Here is a 17,601-nt window from a genome sequence, read left to right on the forward strand (position 1 = left end):
GTACTTAATAATTTTTTCCAATTAAAAACTTGCAACTAGGAGACTACAATATAAAAGCTTATTCAATATCTCTTCTACCCATAAACGCCTTCTTTCCAATGCTTCCTACATACAGAAAAATATCTCGTATTAATCTTTTTTAAAGAATCATCATCAATAACTATAGGGTTACCATATTTTAGGGCTTTTCCATCTTGAACTATCATATTAAAACTTGCTTTTTTACCACAATGACAAATTGTTTTAACCTCCTCTAATGTATCAGCTATAGACAAAAGTAAGGCTGCTGTTTCAAAAGGCTGTCCTAAATAATTAGTACGTAAACCATAACAAATTACAGGGATATCTAAATCATCTACAATATTAGATAACTGCCACACCTGTTTAACTGTAAAAAAATGAATTTCATCTATCAGTATGCAGTCTACAGTTTTTTTGTGATGATATTCTTCTACAAAATCATAAATGTTATCATTATCTGTCAAAGAATAAGCATCTTGATCTATACCCATGCGGGATTTAACTTTATTAAGACCTGCTCTTTTATCTATTGCAGATGTTAAGATAAGAGGATGCTTGCCTTTATCTTCATAATTATAAGCAACTTTAAGTAAGTCCAGTGTTTTACCAGCATCCATAGATGAGTATCTAAAATATAACTTTGCCATAGTAGCTTTTCCTACTGCCAACTACCATACATAGGATTAGGCATTATAAAATATTTTGAGCCAAAGTTTTCATATGCTTCTTGGCTAGCTTCTTGCATACTTTTTTGAGCCAGAGTAGGGAAATCCTGTATATTATCTCCAAAATAAGCTATAACTTTGTGCGCTGGTAAAGCTTTGGTTTTTATTATATTTTCTGCGTATTTACCAGACTCAACCGCTTTAAATCTTTGGTTTTTATTATATTTATCTTTATCGTTTTGATTAGAAAAAAGAACTTGATCAAAATAAATATTTTCTTTTTTAAGATTTTTTACTGTAGCTTTAAACTCTTCTTTATCACTGCCATTTCTATTTGTAACAAAACTAACATAACCGCCCAAATCATGTATCATATGTGTAAATTCTACAGCTCCTGGTGTTGCTATAGCTTTATTAGTTTTTAGCAAGTCTTCACTAAACTGATAGTTTTTATAATCATTATATTCTGCCCAAGAGTTATCTAAAGCCGTCTCATCTATATCCAATATAACACCCCAGCTACCTTTTTCTAGTTCCTGTTTTTTTACTGCATGCTTTATTTTTTTGGCAGCCACATCATAAGTTTGATAATACAAAGCTTTTTTTTCAGACGAGTCATGGTACCATTTAACTCCATCTACATTTGGATTACAACCAACAGCAAAAGCCAAACCTGATACGCTAGTAGCAATTACTACCACTAAAATTATTTTTTTAAGTTTCATTTTTTCTCCTATGTTCTAAATCTTTCTTATTATATTAATTCCATGACGAATAGGCAAAATTAATGTCTCAATATCTTTTCGTTGATTCACATACTTATTAAAATCATCTAAAGCTTTTGCCCTTTTTTCTTGGGGGCCTAAGACTTCTCCTCGCCATAAAATATCATCTACTATTATGATTCCCTTATCAGAAAGTTTATCTACTAGAATATCAAAATATTTTTGGGTTTGCTTCTTATCTGCATCTATAAATACGATATCAATACCATTTGGCATGCTTGGCAATATTTCACTAGCATCTCCTTCTAAGTATTCAATATTTGGATATTTAGCGATAAATTCTTTAGCCACTTTCTCACCAGCCTGGTTTGGTTTATCAATAGTATAAACTTTTAAATCTGGAGACATTTCAGCCATTGCTACTGCTGACATCCCTGTAAATGTTCCAACATCAACACATACTTTAGCTTGGGTACTAAATACAAAAAACTGTAAAAGCTTTGTAACAATTTTTTCAGATAGCATCTGAGCACCATGGACATTTCCTTTGGTAGAGGATACAAGCTGCTTTAAGTTATCAGATAAATTACTAGTATGCTCAATGCAATACTGCCAAATACTATCTTCTGTGAACTGGTTTTGTTTCATTGACATTTAAAAGGATCTAACTAAAACTCTTAGTATTTTGCATTACCAATTTAGATAATGAAAGTGCTTTTGAGTATTTTTTATGTTAGAATTTCGATGAATTTTATTATAAAAAACTCTCGATAAGCTTGTTGAGTTGTTAATAAATTGATAAGTTTCTGAATCAAGTTCTAAATGGTAGTTATTGTATAATTCCAAACTAGATCCAGAATTTCAAACTATAAAAATAAAATAACATTTAAAGGTTTTACTAAATGAAAGAAGTAAAAAAAGTTTTTATTAAAACTTTAGGCTGCCAAATGAATGAGTATGACTCTTCTAGGATGCATGAAGTTTTAAATGAGCATTTTAATACAGTCAAAACAGAAGACTATAAAGATGCTGATATTATATTAATCAACACTTGCTCTATTAGAGAAAAGGCTCAAGAAAAAGTTTTCCATGAACTTGGTAGATGGAAAAACCTTAAAAAAACAAAAGAAGACCTAGTGATAGGTGTCGGAGGTTGTGTTGCATCTCAAGAGGGTGAAAATATTATTAAAAGGGCTCCATTTGTAGATTTAGTATTTGGTCCTCAAACTATCCATAGGTTACCTGAGATGATCAAACAAAAGCAACAAACTCAGCAACCACAAGTTGATATATCTTTCCCAGAAATTGAAAAGTTTGACTACTTACCTGAACCTAAAGCCGAAGGAGCTAAAGCTTTTGTCTCTATCATGGAAGGTTGTGATAAATATTGCTCTTATTGTGTAGTACCATATACACGTGGTCCTGAAGTAAATAGACCATTCGAAGATGTATTAGCTGAATGTGCTATTTTGGCTGAACAAGGAGTTAAAGAAATTACCCTACTTGGACAAAATGTTAACCACTACTTAGGTCCAATGGAAAATGGACAAGTAGCAGATCTTGCTTTACTTATACATTTTATAGCTGAAATTGATGGTATTGAAAGGATCCGATTTACAACATCTCACCCAGTTGAATTTTCTCAAAACTTAATAGATGCCTACGCAACTGTACCAAAGTTAGCAAATCACTTACATCTACCAGTACAACACGGTTCTGATAGAATTCTTATAAATATGAAAAGAAACCATACTATATTAGAGTTTAAACAGAAAATTAGAAAGCTACGTGCTATACGTCCAGATATTACAATATCATCTGACTTTATAGTCGGTTTTCCTGGTGAAACAGAGGAAGATTTTCAAAAGCTATTAAATCTTGTTAAAGACGTTCACTTTGACCAGTCATTTAGCTTTATATATAGCAAACGCCCTGGTACGCCTGCTGCTGATTTACCAGATGACACTCCTGTAGAAGTCAAAAAAGATAGACTTAAAAAGTTACAAGATCTACTAGATAGTAATGCCCAGATCATCTCTAGACAAATGGTAGGAACTAAGCAGCGTATACTAGTAGAAGGAACATCCAAGAAAGATGATAACATACTAGCAGGTAGAACAGAAAATAACAGAATTGTTAATTTTAAAGGAGATAAGTCTTTGATTGGTCAGTTTACCGAAGTTAAAATAACAGAAAGTCTACCACATTCTCTTAGAGGAGAACTTATCTAACATATGAATAAAACTCAGTTTGTTTTAGAACCATACAATTATGATTCGATGATGCTACTTTGTGGCAATCTTGATGAGAATATCAGAGCTATTGAAAACTATTTTCACGTTGAAATTAAGCACAGAGCTGATGAATTTGAAATCTCAAGCGAATCTAGTGCGAATAATACTCAAGCTAAAAGGTTTATCAGATCATGCTACGCAGAAATATTAGCTGGTAACACAGAATTAGACTTAAAACAGATAACTACTATTTTAAATGCTACAGCTAAAGAAAAACTCCCTCAAGCAAATCCAAGAAGGGTTTCTGAAGAATCTGAAATACAGCTTAGAAGTAAAAAGCTAAAAGCTAGAACTTCTAACCAAGCTATATATCTAGATAATATTAAAACTAACTTTGTAACATTTGGAGTAGGTCCTGCTGGTACAGGAAAAACTTATCTAGCTATAGCAGCTGCTGTTGCTGCTTATGAGCGTGGTGAAGTACGAAGGATAGTATTAGTCCGCCCTGCTGTTGAGGCTGGTGAAAAGCTTGGGTTTCTTCCTGGTGATTTAGCTCAAAAAATAGATCCTTATCTACGCCCTATGTATGATGCTCTATTTGACTTCATGGGAGTTGAGAAAGTCACTAAACTTATCGAAAAACAAGCTATTGAAATAGCTCCTTTAGCTTATATGCGTGGACGAACTATTAATGACTCTTTTATCGTATTAGATGAAAGCCAAAACACTACAAAAGAACAAATGAAGATGTTTTTAACTAGGATAGGCTTTAATACTACTGCTGTAATTACAGGCGATATTACACAAATAGATTTACCCAAGAGTGTTACTTCAGGTTTAAAACATGCTCTGTCAATCCTTACAGATATAGAAGGTGTAGCTATTAGCTACTTGAAATCTGTTGATATAGTTAGACATCAAATAGTACAAAAAATTGTCAATGCCTATGAGAAGCACGAAGAGAGTATAAATAATGGATAGTTTAAATCTAAATATAATCAATGATGAAGAACACCCCATACTAGAATATCAAGTCTTATTAAACTGCTTTGAGCTTGTCATGCAACAGCATAACATCAAAGATGCTAGCGTTAACGTAAATATTGTCTCAGATGATGAAATAAAAAGTATAAATAAGCAATTTCGTAATAAAGACAAACCAACAAATATTATATCATTTGAATTTGAAAAGCCTCTGGGGCTACCAGATGGCGTTATAGAAAATTTTCTAGGAGATATGGTTATAGCTCCAAACGTATTAGAAAAAGAAGCTAAAGAGCAGAATAAAAATTTAAAAGACCATTGGTGTCACATTTTTATTCATGGTTTATTACACCTACTAAAGTACGATCACCAAAACGATACTGATGCCTATGTAATGGAAAGCCTGGAAATTGAGTTACTAGATAAACTAAATATACCCAACCCATATCTTATAAGAGAGTAAATATGAGTGATAACAGTAATCACGATCAATTTAAAAAAGATAAAAGTCCTTTCATCAAGAAGCTTACTTCAAGCATTTTTAATGTCAGAGATGAAGAAGATCTAATTAATGCTATTACTAAAGCAGCGAATAATGAGGTTATAGATAAAACCTCACAAAATATGCTGCTAGGTGCTATAAAAATATCATCTCTTGATGTTGGAGATATAATGATATCTCATACTAAAATAGTAGCTGTAGACATGTCCATGAGTATAAATGAGATTTTAGAGAAGACTATCCTCTCAAGTCATACACGTTTGCCTGTTTATTGCGAAAACAAAACAGAGATATTAGGTGTATTACATGCTAAAGACTTATTAAAACTAATTTTTGATGTTGAGATACAAGGATATACAAAAACACATCTTGAATCTGAGGATATAAAAAATATACTTCGCCCAGCTATCTTCATACCTGAAACCAAAAAACTTAACTCTATGCTAAAAGATTTTAAAAATAGTCAGAATCATATAGCTATAGTTGTTGATGAGTATGGTGCAATTTCAGGATTAATAACTATAGAAGATATTTTAGAAGAAATAGTTGGTGATATTGAAGATGAATTTGATACCATCAATGAAAACATAACTAAAATAGCAGACAACTCATATTTAGTTGATGCAACTACTGCGATTGAAGATTTTAATGAGTATTTTAATACATCTATAGATGATGAGAATGATTTTGATACGGTTGCTGGAATGATTATCCAAACCCTAGAGTATCTGCCAAAAAAAGGTGAAAGTATAGTTGTTGAGGGTTTCAAATTTACTATCCAAGATGCTGATAACCGTAAGATAATAAAAATCTTAGTAGAAAAATTCAAAAAATAATGAAAAAGACTACCCTTAACCTAATATTAGCTACCCTAAGTGGTAGCCTACTTACTCTTGCATTTGCTCCTTTTCGCATAGATAGCATTACAATAATATCTTTATGTATTTTTTTCTACCTATTGAATAAATGTTCTAAAGTCACAAGTAGCTTTTTGATATCAGCTTTCTTTGGTATTGGTTTTTTTGGAACAAGCATTTCTTGGGTTTATATAAGTATACATTTATTTACCGACTCTGTAGCAGCTGGTATAGTTGCAGCTATAGCTTTGGTTATTTTATTAAGCTTTTTACATACTATTCCATTTGGAGTATGTAGTTATCTTTTAACAAAAAAATCTAATAATTTTATAAAACTTCTAATATACCCTGCTTTATGGACATTATTTGAAATAGTAAAAGCTAACTTACTATGGGGAGGGTTTCCTTGGGTATCTCTAGGGTACTCACAGACAGAGTCACCCTTAATATGGTATGCCAATGTCGGTGGAGTATATTTTGTTACATATATTATTACTTTAATTTCGTCACTTATAGTTTTATACCTATTTAACAAAGCTAAAGATATAAGAAAAACCTGTCTTATTCTTATTGTAATAACCTTAATATACATCGGTGGTTACATTATTTCTAAAAGACAACCTAGTACTCAAACGAATAAAGCTCAAAAAATAGCTTTAGTCCAAGGTGACTTTATTCAAGATTTTAAGTGGAACCAAGATAACTTTATTAAAATGCAAGCTTACTATAAAAATATTGCAACTAAGTATAAAGATTCTCTGATAATCTTATCAGAAAATGCTTTACCTGATTATCGTCAATATCAACATTCCTACTTTGAAGAATTAACTGAAATAGCGAACCAGAATAACAATGCTATATTAGTAGGCTCACTAAGTATTGAAAACTCAAAAATCTATAATAGCTCTACAATCATAGGTAAAGGTAAAGGCACATATAATAAACACCACTTAGTACCATTTGGAGAATATTTTCCGATTAAGTTTTTTGGCTACATAGATAGTGTTGGCCTAAGCAATTTTAATGCTGGGACAAAGATTCAGCCTATAATGCAAGCTTTTGACTACCCTTTGGCTAACTTTATCTGCTATGAAATTGGCTACCCTGAGCAAGTTCGTGATCAATTACAAGGTGCTAAATTAATATCTGTAATAAGTGATGACTCGTGGTTTGGTGATTCTATAGCCAGAGATCAACAACTACAAATATCTCAAGTCAGAGCAATAGAAACATCCAAATATGTATTAGCTACTACTAGTAATGGTATAACCGCCATCATTGATCCTCGTGGTGTTATCGTTAAAGATCTTCCTAAAGATACTCAAGCCACTTTAGAATCACAAATTTACCTTAATGATTTTGAAACAATTTGGTTAAAAATTGGCATGTCTTTGATATTTTTAGTTATCAGTATTAGTTTAATGTTAGTAATAGTATCAAAAATTATAAAAGGCCTTTTGATTAGATCACATAAATAATTTTACAGGTATACTTATCTTTACTGTGATAGTAAAAAATGTTTTTATTGCCAATGATTTATACCGTTAAGAAGTTGCATTGACTTTGTGATATTCTTTCTTATCACTTTTCTATTAAAAGAAAGAAGACTAATAAGCAAACTATAATCTTTTTTTATTTTTATTTCACCAGGTTTATAATTTATCGCCCATTCTAGTATTTTATTTTTTAGTCTTTTTCGTTGGCTTTCAAAGCCTAACATTATATGGTTTGCGTAGCTGCTATCATTATCTTCAATCTGTAAATAAACAGCCACTGTTTCTTGTTGATTATTTTGTAACGCCATAAATAACCCAGAAGTCCCATTACCTATTTTAGCTGCTAAGAGCTCTTGTTTATTTATTCCAGGGATAGTTTCTATAGCTTCAATATAAAATCTTACAACTTCAAAATGACCATTTTGCAAAGCCATATACAACCCAGGAGTCCCATCATCTATTTTAGCCGCTAGGAGCTCTTGTTTATTTATTCCAGGGATAGTTTTTATCGCTTCAATATAAGATCTTACGGCTTCAAAGTAGCTCCCACATAAAGCTACAAACAATCCAGGTATGCCTTCATTAATTTCAGCAGCTAATAACTCTTGCAATTTATGTCTTGGCGTAAACTCAACTATTAAATCTCTTTTTAATAACTTAAAATATTTAGTTATAGCTTTATCAGCTCCATAACTTAAAAAATTATGTAAAAACAAACCATTATAAAAAGATTCTTTTATATTAACATTTGCATAAGCAAACTTATTACTATTACAAAGCAAAAAATATAATTTACTCGCATTTTCTTCAACTTTAATATTATTGCTACTAAAGTGAGAATTTTCAAAATAGTTAAATCTGTAAAACCTTATATAGCTATTAATACAATTGATACTCTTTATGTTAATACTATTATTTACTTTTTGTGTTTTTGCATATTGATAATTACCATCTAGAAATAATTCTGAAGCTATATAAGATATGTTGTCAATTATTGTTTTTTTATCTATTGTTCTTAAATGATGGTTAATTACTTTATCTTGCGAATAAAATTGCGATGTTAAATCCATCCCTCTTATTATTTCGTAAACAATAACTGAGATAAACTCATAATCAAAAATATTTGGGTTTATTAAAATAGAAGGTAACATGCCAAACCTAATTAATTCTTTATTCATCAAAAAAACACAAGTTCTAATGTTTCCATTCGGTAAAAGATGTAGTCTATCAATAGTACATAATAATTCTACAATATTAATAATATACAGAATTTTCTTGTTGAATGTATCGTCTGAATTAATTTTTCTTATTCTCTCATTTATATTCTCATACCGCTCGAACAGGCTATCAAAAATTTGTTTTGGGTTGTCTATTTTAGCTGTAATAGACGTTATACATTTATTATAAACCATTTTTTTTTCACCACATTTAAATTCATTCCAATAGCAACTATTTTTAGAAGATAGTAAAAAGGATTTGTTATATGGCAAACGTACTTGAACTTCAAATCTATACGCTCTTTTTTTTTCTTTTTTCCTAACATATGCGTGGCTATAAGGAAAACTGGGATCTCTATTATAGATAGTAAACAAGTATTTTGTACTAAGTTTACTTAAGTGGTCAAATTCTGCTGAAAATAGATATTCAAATTTTTTTTGTCCATTAATCCAATAATCATCTCTCTCAAAAGGGTCTTCTCTTTTTATGGCTAATTCAACATTTTTTTTATTAACAAAGCGGTTTAAATCAAATAAAAATAAGGAAAATTCGTATTTACTATAGCTTTCGAAAAACTTTTTTTGATCAGTTGTATAATTAGCCTTAGCTGCTAGAATTTTATATGATGTTTCTTGCCTAAAATGTTGAGATTGGTACAAGGATGTTTTTGCTAATTTTTTTTTACAGCTTGGTTCATACCGTGTTAAACCAATCTCTTCAACGTGTGTCCATAAATAACAATTACTACAGTAAGAATAACCTTGTGATAATATTTTGCCACAATTACCGCACTTATACATAAATCCTACATACTTTTAAAAAAGTAAATTATAACTAAATTTAGTTAATAAATAAACAACTTTAATTTATTTTAATAACTCACCTTACGCATTTTAGTTATGAATTTCTAATTTCATATAGTTGCTTAAGAGCAATAGCATTAGATCTAACCAAGAGCTTATATTTCAGAGCGAAGTGGTTTAGTGAAGTTTTTATCTTGAGCATTTCTAGTTTACAAAAAGCTACTAATGAGCAAAAAATATGATTTCTTTGAGTTTTCTCAACTTTAGTTGGTGAGGCTGATAAAGAAGTATTTTGCTTAATTGATTTATGATAAACAGGGAAATTCATATCTTTAAGCCATATCTTTAAAGATTCTCCATCAGCAATATCAAGTTCAGAGAGTTTAATAAAATCCTTACTCTTTCTAGCATAATCACTCAAGGCAACAACTCTATTTGACTTCATACCAAGTATGAATTTCTTCGATAATGTGTGATGTATAAAATTCATATTATCTTTAGAGCAAAACCAGCTATCTGCCAAAATATATTTAAACTTAACATGATTAATAACTGCTCGATTTATCATGTTTTGAAACATTTGGTTTTTAGTAACTTTAGATCTTCTTTTATAGCGTTTATCTTTTTCATCATAATATCGCTCATCCTTTTTCACTATCTCATAGTCTATAGGAATAGATAAGTTTGATGTACTAAGCATACATGAGACTATATTAATACCCTTTACATGAAACCTTTAGCATGAGAGTGATGCCAACAGACTATATCATTTTCATCTGTACTTGGCTTTTCACTAATTGTATCATCCAAACAAAGAACATCGTATTCGCTGTTATGTTTTCTAACCAAAGGCTTTATATATTTCCAAAATTCTAAGCTTGTTAAATCTGACTTACTTAAAAACCTTGTTATTTTGTCATGTGATACTTCTTGATCTAATATATCTGATAATTTTGTAGCCGTAGCATACTTAGTTTGGCTTATAAGATAATCTGTGTATATATCTAGTAAATCCTTGTCCATTTCTTAAAAAACAGAATTTTTTCCTATGTCCAGTATTCTAAATATCTTTTTAAAATTTACAATCTTTTGCGTAAGGTGAGTTAATAAAAAAATATAAACTTATTTATAAATTAATTGTTAACATAAAACTCACAATAAGCTATAAGCATGGATTAAATAGCAAATATCTTAATATTTTAAAAGCTAGATTGTAGTCTGAAAGTTTGGAATTAGTCGAAAGAGAGCTTCAATCAGCTAACTACTGAAACATAGAAGTAAGATTTATAGTTAATAATCAAGTATTAATAAAAGTTAAACAAAGCCTAAACTAACTAAACCATGATAGACACCGTCATTATAATTTGCTTTTGTTATTAAAGTTGCCTTTTCTTTTAACTGCTTAGAGGCATTTTCCATTGCTATAGCAACATCAACCCTATCAAACATTTCTAGATCATTATTACCATCACCAAAAGCATAGGTCTCATAACCTTGTAAACTTAGGTACTCAACTACTTTATCTATACCATCAGCTTTAGTATGCCCTGACAAATAACAATCTACATAACCATGCTCAATATGTGGAGCTGTAACGTATCCATCACCTAAAGTATGTTGTAATGCTATAACATCAACATTTTTACCGAGTACTAAGGCATTGTAAATCGTTACATTTTGTAAATTATGTACCCTTACAATCTTATCTTTATTAACAATTACCTTATTATAAAAATACTTCAAGTCTTCCGACTCTAAATCATCTACATAAGCAAGATCGCCTTCAAACATCCAATTATGATTATGTTTTTCACAAAATTTAAGCACTGAAGTTATAGCTTCTTGCGGAAAAAGCTTTTCGTAAACTAATTTATCACCAACTTGTACTACAGAACCATTTGCTGTAATAAAGCCATCCATAGGCAAATCATAAACTCTAGGCGGAATAAAGTTTGGTGTTCTTCCTGTAGCTATAAAAGTTTTAAAACCCTGCTCTCTAAGCTTTTTAATAGCTTGAATATTTTTATCAGAAACAAAAAGTTGACCTTTATTTTCATAGACCAATGTACCATCAATATCAAAAAAGAACGCTTTTTTCATTTTTCAACTTAATTACTATGCTTAGTAGAGTAGTATATTGGAATTAATTTTTATTTTAAATACTAAATCAAAAATATAAGGTCCCACTCTACCTCTCGTCACTCCAGTGTAACCAACTAATTATAAGTTGTAACCTTATTTACCCTTGAATCGCTAAGTTTACTAATTCGTAATACCCATCCTTGTTTGTATAAAACTTTTGTAGAAATAAAGCATCAACATTTTTCGATGCATTCCATTTAATTATTTCTCTAAAGAGCACTTTATATTTAACTCTATCTGAACCTCTATGAGCGCGTCTTATCCAATCCAAATTTAAGCTATCAATTGCTTCAAACGCTAATGGCCTATCTGGTGTAACAACTGAATCAAATAACCCTTTAGCTGTTTTTGTCATAGCTATATTTTCTAGTGATAGGTTATTAGGAATATTATTTGATTTTCTTACAATAGGTAATATTGTCAATACTCTTTGAAATATTTCTATTAGTTTAGCATCCCCAGGGTAATTAATATCATTTATAAGTGTATCTAAATAAGTAATTACAGATCTTATACACTTCCCCTTCCTATCACTATGTTTATAACCACTATACCAACTAGATGATTGGTTAGCTAACCTTATAAAAAAGTCTCTTAGACTAGTTATTTGTGCTTGTTGTATCCCTCTTTCAATATTACGTACTAAACTCTCTCTAACACTACTAAACCTACGACCTCTAGCAAAAGTATCACGTTTATTATCTAATTTTTGTTTTTGTGATTTATAACTTTCTGTAAATATATCTATATATTTCTTATGTATTTGGGAAACAGTAGTAGTAGGAGATATTTTTAAATGTACAACTGAATCTAAATAACGTATATCACTATCATAAAAATCTTGTACTTGATATAAGCGTGCATGCTCAAGGTGTTCAAGATAATTTTCTAGTTTAGTAGCTTTATATATCCAAGGATCAATAATAACAGCATTTTCGAAACCTACACTGTTTGACAGGGCTTCAAAATCTTTCTTATAATATCTCCACATTTTGGAGCTTCCTGAGCTGGATTTAAACAAATCTAAACTCGTATGCGCTAATACAAATACGTGTGTAGGGGTTGACATAATAGATAAGTAAAAAGTACCTATTCTTATTTCTTCTAACCCCTTCGCTATATATAAACAAGCTAACGATAAACTATCACAAAAGCCTGCTCCTAACTCTAATGATTTTTTCCCTACTCCATCTGGAGTGTAAGGGTTGCTTCTCCAAATAGGATACTTTGATGTTAACTCTTCGTAAACATGGGATTGTTTAAGTCCATCAAATAATTGGCCCGATTCATCCATATTATCAGAATATCTAATTATCGTACGAACAGTCTGAACTAAAGCCGCACCAATGGCTAATAACTCATCACTATTAAGCATTAAGAAACCTTTTGAATTTGTATATTGTTACTATTAAGGCTTCAAGGCAACAATCTAGCTTTCTAAAAAATTGTATGTAGGTTATATATGCTATATTACAAATTTTTTTAAGTTTTTCCAATTCCATAATATAATTAAAATAAAATAATTTTTTATATTATATTATATTTTTTTAAAATGTATATGTTTTTTTATTATTTAATAAAATAAATAAATTAAATATATATTAAATAAGTAATAAAAAAATACTGGAATGAAATTGTTATTTAATGATTTAATAGGGTTTTTCTATACAATAAACATTGCATCGCCATAACTATAAAAACGATATTTTTTATCTATAGCATGATTATATGCTTTTATTACATTTTCTTTTCCTGCAAATGCACTTACTAACATTATCAAGGTCGATTTTGGTAAATGAAAATTAGTAATCATTGCATCAACTACATTAAATTTTTTGCCAGGATATAAAAATATATCGGTCTCACCTTGGTAAGCTTGTATTTGCCCACTTTGTCCTGCTGTTTCTAATGAACGGACAGAAGTAGTTCCTATAGCTATCACCCTACCACCATTTGCTTTTGTTTGACGAATCTTTTGACAAACGTCTTCTGGTACAGATATAACCTCTGAATGCATTTTGTGACTCTCTATATCATCAACTTGTACAGGTTTAAAAGTACCAGAACCAACATGAAGAGTTATGTATGCTGCATTAACTCCTTTATCTTTAATTTTTTGCATTAATTCTTCTGAAAAATGTAGGCCTGCTGTTGGTGCTGCCACTGACCCTAAATCTTTTGCATACACTGTCTGGTAACGCTCTGCGTCAAATTCTTCATCTTCACGTTTCATATATGGAGGTAATGGAATATGACCAAACTTTTCCATTAACTGGTAAATATTTCTTTGACCTTGCAACTCAAGAAGGTATATACCACTATCTTTATCTAAAACTTTAGCTAATGTATCTTGGATATAAATTTCACTACCTATAACTGGTGAACGATTTGCTTTGATATGAGTCAGAAAAAGTTTTGGAGACCTTATTTTCTCTATCAAAAACTCAAGCTTTGCACCTGTAATTTTCTCGCCATATAAACGAGCTAACATTACTTTACTATTATTAAAAACTAGTAAATCTTTTGAACTTATAAAATCAATAAAATTTTTAAATTTATAATCTTCAATATTGCCAGTAGCTTTGCTTAGCTTTAAAAGTCTACTTTCATCACGCTTACCTAATGGATAACTAGCAATCAACTCTTCTGGTAATTTATAATCAAAATCATCAGTTTTCATTTTTTATCTCTTTTATAAAACTTATATTTGTAAAATCCCCCTCTTGAGAGGGGGTGCAGATTTATTGGCGGGGTGTGTTTTTTAAAAGTATACCTTGACTGTTACTTTTCATTTTATCAACCACACCTCCCCTTGCTCTGCAAGGTACTCCTCTCAAGAGGAGAATTAGACCTTTCTAAACGCTTACAAAGCCTGTTTTACAATAATTCTTTTTATAAAACTATTTTCATCAACAAACTTTAATCCAAGTCTACGTATTTTTTTAAGGTACTCATTATCACTACCAAATACCTCTTTAAAAGTTTTCATTAAAGCAATCATCTTAGTATTATCAAGTTTTCTATCACGTTGATATTTGTCTAAAGTTGATTCAGCACCAAGTAATCTACCTTTTGCAAAAGTCTCACCTAAAACATTAGTCAAAGAAATAACATCTTTAAAGCCAATATTTACACCTTGTCCTGCTAGTGGATGAATACTGTGAGCGGCATCCCCAACTAATACAACTTTGTCTTGGATATAACTCTTAGCATGTCGTTGCAGCAATTCAAAGCTAAATCTTTTTGATAACAATTTAGTATTACCCAATATATTACCGCTAGCTAAAACTAAAGCCTTTTCAAAGTCTTGCTCTTTTAAGCTTATTAGATAATTAGCGTAATCTGTTTTAACCGACCAAACAATTGAAACTTTATGCCTATCCTCCAAAGGTAGAAAAGCCAAAACACCTTTATCATAAAATCTTTGATATGCTGTTTGATTATGTTCCTTTTCAAACTCTAAGGTAGCTACTATAGATGTGTGGCCATATGGTTTAACTTTTGTTTCAAAATTAAAATAATCACGAATAAACGAGTTAGCTCCATCAGCTCCAACCACTAGATTTGTTTTTATGGCTTTATCTTCTAAAATAACTTTAGCTATATTTTGATATCTTTGAATTTCTCTGATTTTTTGGTTATCAAATATTTCAATACCAGTTTGGCTAATTTTTTCCAATAAAGCTGTTGTTATAGCATCATTCTCTACTACACACCCTAAACTATGTTCTGATATTTCCTCTGCTGTAATAGAAATTTTCTCATCAAGATCATCATCCCATACTTGCATTTTGTAATATAGTGAAACCCTATAAGATCTAATAACATCCCACACATCTAGTTCTTTTAAAAATCTCTTTGAAGTATGGTTTATGGCACTAACTCTAGTTTCTATTCTATCTTGGTCTAGTGCTTTACTGCCGGTGCTTTTAGCTTCTACTACCGCTACTTGCAAACCTTTTTTATGTAAAGCTAAGGCTAAACTTAATCCGACCATACCAGCACCTACAATCACAACATCCTTTTGTAATATCATCACTCAATAACCTTTCTCATAAGAGTTGAACCATTACTTAATTTACCCATCATTACACGAGATAGAGCTTTTTTGGCTAATTTGCTACGTTGTAATAAATGTAATCCAATATTTCTACTTACAGCTAATTTTGGATCATTTGACACAAACCAACGAATAAATCCATGAGTTATATAGATAGTTCTATCATGATCAGGCTTTCTCACTTTAGTAAATTCTGCTAATTTTTGACTTAAAGTTTGTACTGAAAAATCATTACTAAACAAATCGTATAGATACCCAATGTCACGAATACTCAAATTTAGACCTTGACCAGATACTGGATGTAAAAAATGTAAAGCATTTCCAAAAAACAAAATGTTTTGTTTATACACTTCTTCAGATTGTATAAGATATAATGGAAAGATAGCAGGTTTAGAAATCAGTTTTAGTTGTCCTAATCTATAGCCAAACCTTTCTTGAATAAAATTTTCAAATTCTTTATTATCCAAATCTAATTTTGACTTTGATTTATCTCTACCTACAGTCCAAACACAGCCCATGGTGTTATTAGTTTTTGGCAAAATAGCTAATACTCCATCACTCATAAATCTTTCAAAAGCTGTATTTTTATGCTCAAGTTCTGTTTGAATATCAAAAACTACTGCATCTTGATTATAATCGGTAGTTTTAGTTGCAACATCTAACATCTTACGTATACTTGAATTTGCACCATCACAAGCAATTATAAGTTTAGCCTGTATTACCTCCTCATGGTGAGAACCGTTTTTATGTTTAACCGCTAAAGAATAGTTTTGATCTTGTTTTTCTAAACCCTCAACATTCGTGGCAAAAGATTTTGTAATATTAGGATTATTAGCAACGGCTTCTAAAGCTACTCTAAGTAATTCTTGCATTGGAGCAATAGTACCTAAAAATGGTAAATTCTCATCTTTTGCAAATATTTCTGCTCTACCATATTTACCTTTATCTGAAATGTGTACTTTTTGAATAGGCTGTGTACTACTTGTAATTTTATCCCATATTTCTAAGGTATTTAAAAATGCTATTGATGAATACGAGAGAGCTAAGCTTCTATTATCATTTTTTACTTCAAGTTCATCTTTTTCAATATGGATGATATTAAGCTTTGCTTTAGCTAAAGCTAGAGATGTTAGTAAACCAACAACACCTCCTCCTACTATTGCTATGTCATATTTACTAGTCATAAATTCCTAAACTTTTTCACTATCTATTAGAAGCACAGCTACACGAGTGTATTCTAGCAGTTCAAAAAAATCAATTTCAGAAGCATCATTATCCTCTAAACTATTATAGTCCATATATGATATTTGCATAAGATCATGAATAGCCTCTTTTACTTCTTTACTTTCAGCATTCTCATAGTCTAAACCAAATAATCCCACACCTGACAAGAACCCTTTAATCCAATGACTAAGAGCTTTAGCACGGTAGCTAAGAGGTTCTTCATCTCCAGGGATAAATAGATCAAAACTTAAGCTTTTCTCGTCAAACTGAGCTTTTGTAAAGTCATATAATTTTTTCATAGTTTTTAATGCAGAAGCTGCCACCACATCGCCCTCTTCAAGTGATTTAGTCATCAAAGAGTCTGACCAAGCTGTAAACTTGACTTCTGCACCAAAGCTAAATAAAGCACATAGCAATCCATGAGCTTCAGGAGCGGTTGTCAAAGCTTGCATAACTTTCAAAGCTCCATTTACGTCTTCAAAATTAGGTTTTTCATTTTGCATAAAAGAATATTTACAATTTTATATTTATTGTTAAATATTTTACTTTATATAGCGACTTAGTTATAGATGTTTTTTGAAAATGTAGATATAGTTAACCTAAACAATTTATACAAAAAATTTATGTCATTAACTATGATAGATTTTTACTATATAAATTAGGATTTTAA

15 protein-coding genes and 1 pseudogene are annotated in these 17,601 nt (G+C 30.5%); 5 read left to right on the plus strand and 11 right to left on the minus strand.

The genetic code is table 11. From position 1 onward, the window contains the following. Positions 1-74: 74 nt before the first annotated feature. From SD28_RS05580 to SD28_RS05590, 3 genes are read right to left on the minus strand one after another with little or no spacing between them, the layout of a single operon-like run. Complete coding sequence (locus tag SD28_RS05580; RefSeq protein ID WP_039124937.1) at positions 75-668, minus strand: thymidine kinase; 594 nt, start codon at positions 666-668, stop codon at positions 75-77. Positions 669-679: 11 nt separating this feature from the next. Next, complete coding sequence (locus SD28_RS05585; RefSeq protein ID WP_039124939.1) at positions 680-1,411, minus strand: HAD family acid phosphatase; 732 nt, start codon at positions 1,409-1,411, stop codon at positions 680-682. A 15-nt stretch (positions 1,412-1,426) separates the two neighbouring features. Further along, a complete protein-coding gene (locus SD28_RS05590; RefSeq protein WP_039124940.1) occupies positions 1,427-2,059 on the minus strand; it encodes an O-methyltransferase in 633 nt (210 codons plus the stop codon). Positions 2,060-2,313: 254 nt separating this feature from the next. Here SD28_RS05590 and miaB point away from each other — a divergent pair, with 254 nt between their 5' ends. From miaB to lnt, 5 genes are read left to right on the plus strand one after another with little or no spacing between them, the layout of a single operon-like run. Continuing rightward, the gene (miaB, locus tag SD28_RS05595) at positions 2,314-3,642 is read left to right on the plus strand and encodes a tRNA (N6-isopentenyl adenosine(37)-C2)-methylthiotransferase MiaB (protein ID WP_039124942.1); all 1,329 of its coding nucleotides are present in this window, start codon (positions 2,314-2,316) and stop codon (positions 3,640-3,642) included. Positions 3,643-3,645: 3 nt separating this feature from the next. Beyond that, the gene (locus tag SD28_RS05600; RefSeq protein ID WP_039124944.1) at positions 3,646-4,626 is read left to right on the plus strand and encodes a PhoH family protein; all 981 of its coding nucleotides are present in this window, start codon (positions 3,646-3,648) and stop codon (positions 4,624-4,626) included. Beyond that, the gene (gene ybeY / locus SD28_RS05605; protein WP_039124946.1) at positions 4,619-5,092 is read left to right on the plus strand and encodes an rRNA maturation RNase YbeY; all 474 of its coding nucleotides are present in this window, start codon (positions 4,619-4,621) and stop codon (positions 5,090-5,092) included. The genes SD28_RS05600 and ybeY overlap by 8 nt, the downstream gene beginning before the upstream one ends. Before the next feature lie 2 nt (positions 5,093-5,094). Further along, a complete protein-coding gene (locus SD28_RS05610; RefSeq protein ID WP_052251879.1) occupies positions 5,095-5,967 on the plus strand; it encodes an HlyC/CorC family transporter in 873 nt (290 codons plus the stop codon). Then, entirely contained in the window at positions 5,967-7,466 is a 1,500-nt protein-coding gene (gene lnt / locus SD28_RS05615) for an apolipoprotein N-acyltransferase (protein WP_039124948.1), read from the plus strand. Before SD28_RS05610 ends, lnt begins: the two co-directional genes overlap by 1 nt. 44 nt (positions 7,467-7,510) lie before the next feature. Here lnt and SD28_RS05620 read toward each other — a convergent pair whose 3' ends face one another. The 8 genes and pseudogenes from SD28_RS05620 to SD28_RS05655 form a co-directional block, all read right to left on the minus strand. Beyond that, on the minus strand, positions 7,511-9,502 hold the full coding sequence (locus SD28_RS05620) for a hypothetical protein (protein ID WP_039124949.1): 1,992 nt from the start codon (positions 9,500-9,502) through the stop codon (positions 7,511-7,513). 97 nt (positions 9,503-9,599) lie between these two features. Beyond that, positions 9,600-10,528 (minus strand): annotated as a pseudogene (locus SD28_RS07880) (transposase). 291 nt (positions 10,529-10,819) lie between these two features. Beyond that, on the minus strand, positions 10,820-11,605 hold the full coding sequence (locus SD28_RS05630) for a Cof-type HAD-IIB family hydrolase (RefSeq protein WP_039124950.1): 786 nt from the start codon (positions 11,603-11,605) through the stop codon (positions 10,820-10,822). Between the two features lie 139 nt (positions 11,606-11,744). After that, positions 11,745-13,022 carry a hypothetical protein gene (locus SD28_RS05635; RefSeq protein ID WP_039124951.1) on the minus strand — a complete coding sequence of 426 codons (1,278 nt, stop codon included), beginning with the start codon at positions 13,020-13,022 and terminating at the stop codon, positions 11,745-11,747. 288 nt (positions 13,023-13,310) lie between these two features. Beyond that, positions 13,311-14,327 (minus strand): tRNA preQ1(34) S-adenosylmethionine ribosyltransferase-isomerase QueA, encoded by a 1,017-nt coding sequence (gene queA / locus SD28_RS05640; protein WP_039124952.1) that lies wholly within the window; start codon positions 14,325-14,327, stop codon positions 13,311-13,313. A gap of 183 nt (positions 14,328-14,510) precedes the next feature. Further along, the gene (locus tag SD28_RS05645; protein WP_039124953.1) at positions 14,511-15,683 is read right to left on the minus strand and encodes a UbiH/UbiF/VisC/COQ6 family ubiquinone biosynthesis hydroxylase; all 1,173 of its coding nucleotides are present in this window, start codon (positions 15,681-15,683) and stop codon (positions 14,511-14,513) included. Beyond that, a complete protein-coding gene (locus SD28_RS05650; RefSeq protein WP_039124954.1) occupies positions 15,683-16,891 on the minus strand; it encodes an FAD-dependent monooxygenase in 1,209 nt (402 codons plus the stop codon). Before SD28_RS05650 ends, SD28_RS05645 begins: the two co-directional genes overlap by 1 nt. Before the next feature lie 6 nt (positions 16,892-16,897). Continuing rightward, complete coding sequence (locus tag SD28_RS05655; RefSeq protein ID WP_039124955.1) at positions 16,898-17,434, minus strand: UPF0149 family protein; 537 nt, start codon at positions 17,432-17,434, stop codon at positions 16,898-16,900. Positions 17,435-17,601: the final 167 nt, after the last annotated feature.

Origin of the sequence: Allofrancisella guangzhouensis (assembly GCF_000815225.1) — a bacterium.
GTDB lineage: Bacteria > Pseudomonadota > Gammaproteobacteria > Francisellales > Francisellaceae > Francisella > Francisella guangzhouensis.